This is a genomic window from Tissierellales bacterium (genome assembly GCA_035301805.1).
Lineage (GTDB): Bacteria > Bacillota > Clostridia > Tissierellales > DATGTQ01 > DATGTQ01.
Map to the genome: position 1 here is coordinate 1 of DATGTQ010000032.1, position 4,080 is coordinate 4,080.

7 protein-coding genes are annotated in these 4,080 nt (G+C 30.8%); all 7 read left to right on the top strand.

Annotated elements, in window-relative coordinates:
- Window positions 1–609, top strand: a 609-nt coding sequence (gene ftsY, locus VK071_01345; GenBank protein HLR33960.1) for a signal recognition particle-docking protein FtsY, incomplete at its 5' end; no start/stop codon positions are given.
- Between the two features lie 91 nt (window positions 610–700).
- The gene (locus VK071_01350) at window positions 701–1,081 is read left to right on the top strand and encodes a sigma factor-like helix-turn-helix DNA-binding protein (protein HLR33961.1); all 381 of its coding nucleotides are present in this window, start codon (window positions 701–703) and stop codon (window positions 1,079–1,081) included.
- Window positions 1,081–2,424, top strand: coding sequence for a signal recognition particle protein (gene ffh / locus VK071_01355; protein ID HLR33962.1), 1,344 nt, complete (start codon window positions 1,081–1,083; stop codon window positions 2,422–2,424). The genes VK071_01350 and ffh overlap by 1 nt, the downstream gene beginning before the upstream one ends.
- Before the next feature lie 26 nt (window positions 2,425–2,450).
- The gene (gene rpsP, locus VK071_01360; GenBank protein HLR33963.1) at window positions 2,451–2,726 is read left to right on the top strand and encodes a 30S ribosomal protein S16; all 276 of its coding nucleotides are present in this window, start codon (window positions 2,451–2,453) and stop codon (window positions 2,724–2,726) included.
- A 22-nt stretch (window positions 2,727–2,748) separates the two neighbouring features.
- Window positions 2,749–2,979, top strand: a complete 231-nt coding sequence (locus VK071_01365; protein HLR33964.1) for a KH domain-containing protein — start codon at window positions 2,749–2,751, stop codon at window positions 2,977–2,979.
- A 41-nt stretch (window positions 2,980–3,020) separates the two neighbouring features.
- The gene (rimM, locus tag VK071_01370; GenBank protein ID HLR33965.1) at window positions 3,021–3,521 is read left to right on the top strand and encodes a ribosome maturation factor RimM; all 501 of its coding nucleotides are present in this window, start codon (window positions 3,021–3,023) and stop codon (window positions 3,519–3,521) included.
- Window positions 3,521–4,080, top strand: a 560-nt coding sequence (trmD, locus tag VK071_01375) for a tRNA (guanosine(37)-N1)-methyltransferase TrmD (GenBank protein HLR33966.1), incomplete at its 3' end; no start/stop codon positions are given. The genes rimM and trmD, both read left to right, overlap by 1 nt.

Here is a 4,080-nt window from a genome sequence, read left to right on the forward strand (position 1 = left end):
CCAGCAGTAATATTAGTGGTGGGAGTAAATGGTGTAGGTAAAACAACGACTATAGGAAAATTAGCTTATAATTTAAAAAATGATGGTAAGAAGGTAATTATAGCGGCTGGTGATACTTTTAGAGCTGCTGCCATTGAACAATTAGAAGAATGGAGTAATAGATCTGGAGTAGATTTTGTAGCCCATAGTGAAGGGGCTGATCCTGCTGCTGTAATATATGATGGTATTCAAGCAGCTAAAGCTAGAAATTGTGATGTTTTAATTTGTGATACTGCTGGTCGACTCCATAATAAGAAGAATTTAATGAATGAATTAAATAAGATATTTAGAGTTATTGATAGAGAATTTGAAGAAGCTAAAAAAGAAGTATTATTGGTTTTAGACGCAACAACAGGTCAAAATGCCATTTTACAAGCTAAACAATTTATAGAGGTCTGTGATATAACAGGAGTTGCTTTAACAAAATTAGATGGTACAGCAAAGGGTGGAGTAGTTATCGCATTACAATCAGAATTAAATTTACCTGTAAAATTAATAGGAGTAGGAGAAAAAATTGAGGATCTCCAAGAATTTAATCCGGATACCTTCATAGATGCAATTTTTAATTAAAATTATTAATATCTTGTTGACAAAGAGATAATTATATATTAAAATGATACTGTCAAGTTAAAAGCTTGACAGTAAACTTGTGGTGATATATATGTTTGAGAAGATTGTGGAATTAGGTATACTCTTTGACTTTTATGGTAAACTCCTAAGTGAAAACCAATATACAGTTGTAGAATTATACTATATTCATGATTTATCCTTAAGTGAAATTGGTGAAGAACTAGGTATTACTAGACAAGGAGTATATGATAGTTTAAAAAGGGCAGAAAATAATCTTTATGATTTTGAAAATAATTTAGGGTTAGTAGAGAAGTTTAAAAATGTATCTAATGAAGTAAATAATATTTTAAAATACGTAAAAGTAATTGTTAAGGACGCTGAGGATTTAAATAACCAAGAGATTGTTAATAATGCTAAGGCAATAAAGACATTGGCAGAAAAAATAATAGAAGATAATCAGGAGGTGACATAATAGTGTTTGATAGTTTATCTGAGAAGCTTCAAAATGCTTTAGGAAAGCTAACAGGAAAAGGTAAATTAAGTGAAAAAGATGTTAAGGTAGCCATGAGAGAAGTAAGGCTTGCGCTTTTAGAAGCAGATGTAAACTTTAAAGTTGTTAAGAATTTTGTTAATAGCGTAAAAGAAAGAGCCGTTGGTGCTGAAGTTATGGAAAGTTTGACTCCTGGACAACAGGTAATTAAAATTGTTAACGAGGAATTAACTAACCTAATGGGAGAAGAACAAAGTAAACTTAATTTTTCCTCGACGCCTCCTACTGTAATACTTATGTGTGGTTTGCAAGGGGCAGGTAAAACCACTACTGCTGGTAAATTAGCATATAACTTGAAAAATGAAAATAAAAGACCCTTATTAGTTGCCTGTGACGTATATAGACCAGCTGCCATTAAACAGTTAGAAGTAGTTGGAGAGAGGGCAGATGTTCCAGTTTTTTCAATGGGAGATAAAAACAAACCAGTAAATATAGCTAAAGCTGGTGTTGAACATGGTAAAAGAAATGGCAACGATGTAATTATAATAGATACTGCTGGTAGACTCCATATTGATAATGATTTAATGGAAGAATTGGGAGAAATTAAAGAAGCTATAAAATTAGATGAAATATTATTAGTTGTAGACTCTATGACTGGTCAAGATGCAGTAAATGTAGCTGAAAGTTTCAATAATAAATTAGATTTAACAGGAGTAGTTCTCACAAAGCTTGATGGTGATGCACGAGGTGGAGCGGCTTTATCAATAAGGTCTGTAACTGGAAAACCTATAAAATTTGTTGGTATGGGTGAAAAATTAGATGAATTAAAACCTTTCCATCCAGATAGAATGGCATCTAGAATTTTAGGAAAAGGTGATGTATTAAGTTTAATTGAAAAAGCTGAAAGTGCTTTAGATGAAAAGAAAGCTTTGGAATTAGAAAAGAAGATTAGAACACAACAATTTACTTTAGATGATTTCTTAGATCAATTAGATCAAATGAAAAACCTAGGACCTCTAGATGAATTATTGGCTATGGTTCCTGGTGTTAATTCAAAGATGATGAAAAACATAGATGTGGATGAAAAAGAAATAGTAAAAATAGAAGCGATTATACAATCTATGACTAGTGAAGAAAGGGAAAATCCAACTATAATAAATAGTAGCAGAAGAAAGCGTATTGCTAAAGGTAGTGGAACTACTGTTCAAGATGTAAATAAATTGTTAAAGCAATTTAAAGAAACTAAAAAAATGATGAAAAAATTTACTGATATGGAAAAGACCATGAAAAAAAGAGGCGGTTTCGGTATGCCGTTTTTTAAATAAAGTTAACATTTTGAGGAGGTGAGAAAATGGCAGTTAAAATTAGATTAAGAAGAATGGGTGCAAAGAAAAATCCTTTTTATAGAATTATAGTAGCAGATTCCCGTGCTCCTAGAAATGGAAGATTCATAGATGAAATTGGATATTATAACCCGTTAACTGAACCTAAGACAGTTAAAATTGATGATGAAAAAGCAACAAAATGGTTAAATGATGGTGCAAAACCTACTGATACTGTAAATAGGTTATTTAGAGAAAGTGGCTTATATGAAAAAATGACTGAAGACAATAATACTACTGAGTAATAGCTTTCTAGGAGGTGAGGATATGGGTGAATTAGTGGAAACAATTGCTGTAGCTCTTGTAGACAACCCAGATGAAGTAAAGGTAAATGAAATTGAAGGTACTCAATCCGTTATTATAGAGCTTAGAGTTGCGCCTGAAGATATGGGGAAAGTTATTGGAAAACAAGGAAGAATAGCAAAAGCCATAAGGACAGTTGTAAAGGCAGCAGCTATAAAGGAGAATAAAAGAGTAGTAGTAGAAATTCTACAATAGGACTTAAATCCTTTTTTAGAATTTAAATAATAGGTGATATTATGGATTATATTCAAGTGGGTAAAATTATAAATACCCATGGAATAAAAGGAGAAGTTAAAGTTTTACCCTTTACAGATGATATACATCGATTTGATGAATTAAAAAAAATTTATATTGGAGAATATAAATTGAAAGTAGAAATTACAAATGTTAGGTATATAGATAATATTGTTATGCTTAAATTTGATAACTACCATAATATTAATGAAGTAGAGAAATTTAAAAATCAAGATGTATATATAGATGAAGAGGATAAAATTGAACTAAATGATAATCAATTCTTTATATTTGATATAATAGGTTGCACTGTTTTAGATACTTCAGAGAGGGAAATTGGTACTGTAATAGATGTTATTAAATTAGGTTCAAGTGATATTTATGTCATTAAAGATAATTCCATAGATAAGGAATATTTAATTCCGGCAGTTAAAGAATTTATAAAAGATATAAATATTGAAGGAAAGATAATTAAAGTGGATCCCATTGAAGGATTGATATAATGAAGATAGATGTATTAACATTATTTCCTGAAATTTTTCAGTGTTTTTTCCAATGGAGTATTATTGGTCGGGCTATGAATAAAGAATTGGTCAGTTTAAATTCTATAAATATAAGGGATTTTTCTAAGGATAAACATAAGAAGGTAGATGATTACCCTTATGGTGGAGGCCCAGGCATGGTTATGCAGCCTGAGCCTATTTATGAAGCTATAAATAATGTTAAAACTGACTGTTCTAAGGTTATATATTTATCCCCAAAAGGAATTCCTTATACCCAAAGTGTAGCTAATAGATTATCTAAAGAAACACATTTAATATTATTAAGTGGTCATTATGAAGGAATAGATAATAGAGTAATAGAAAACTATGTAGATGAAGAAATTTCTATAGGAGACTATGTTTTAACTGGAGGAGAAATCCCAGCATTAGTTCTAGTAGATTCTATTGTCCGACTTATTCCAGGAGTACTAAGTAGCGAAGACTCATATATGGAGGAATCTCATTACAATGGCCTCTTAGAATATCCTCAATATACTAGACCTAGAGAATTTAAAGGACA

What these genes read in the sequence shown, in the direction of transcription:
- VK071_01350 (HLR33961.1), top strand. Translation starts at nt 701, where the DNA reads ATGTTTGAGAAGATTGTGGAATTAGGTATACTCTTTGACTTTTATGGT.
- rpsP (HLR33963.1), top strand. Translation starts at nt 2,451, where the DNA reads ATGGCAGTTAAAATTAGATTAAGAAGAATGGGTGCAAAGAAAAATCCT.
- VK071_01365 (HLR33964.1), top strand. Translation starts at nt 2,749, where the DNA reads ATGGGTGAATTAGTGGAAACAATTGCTGTAGCTCTTGTAGACAACCCA.
- rimM (HLR33965.1), top strand. Translation starts at nt 3,021, where the DNA reads ATGGATTATATTCAAGTGGGTAAAATTATAAATACCCATGGAATAAAA.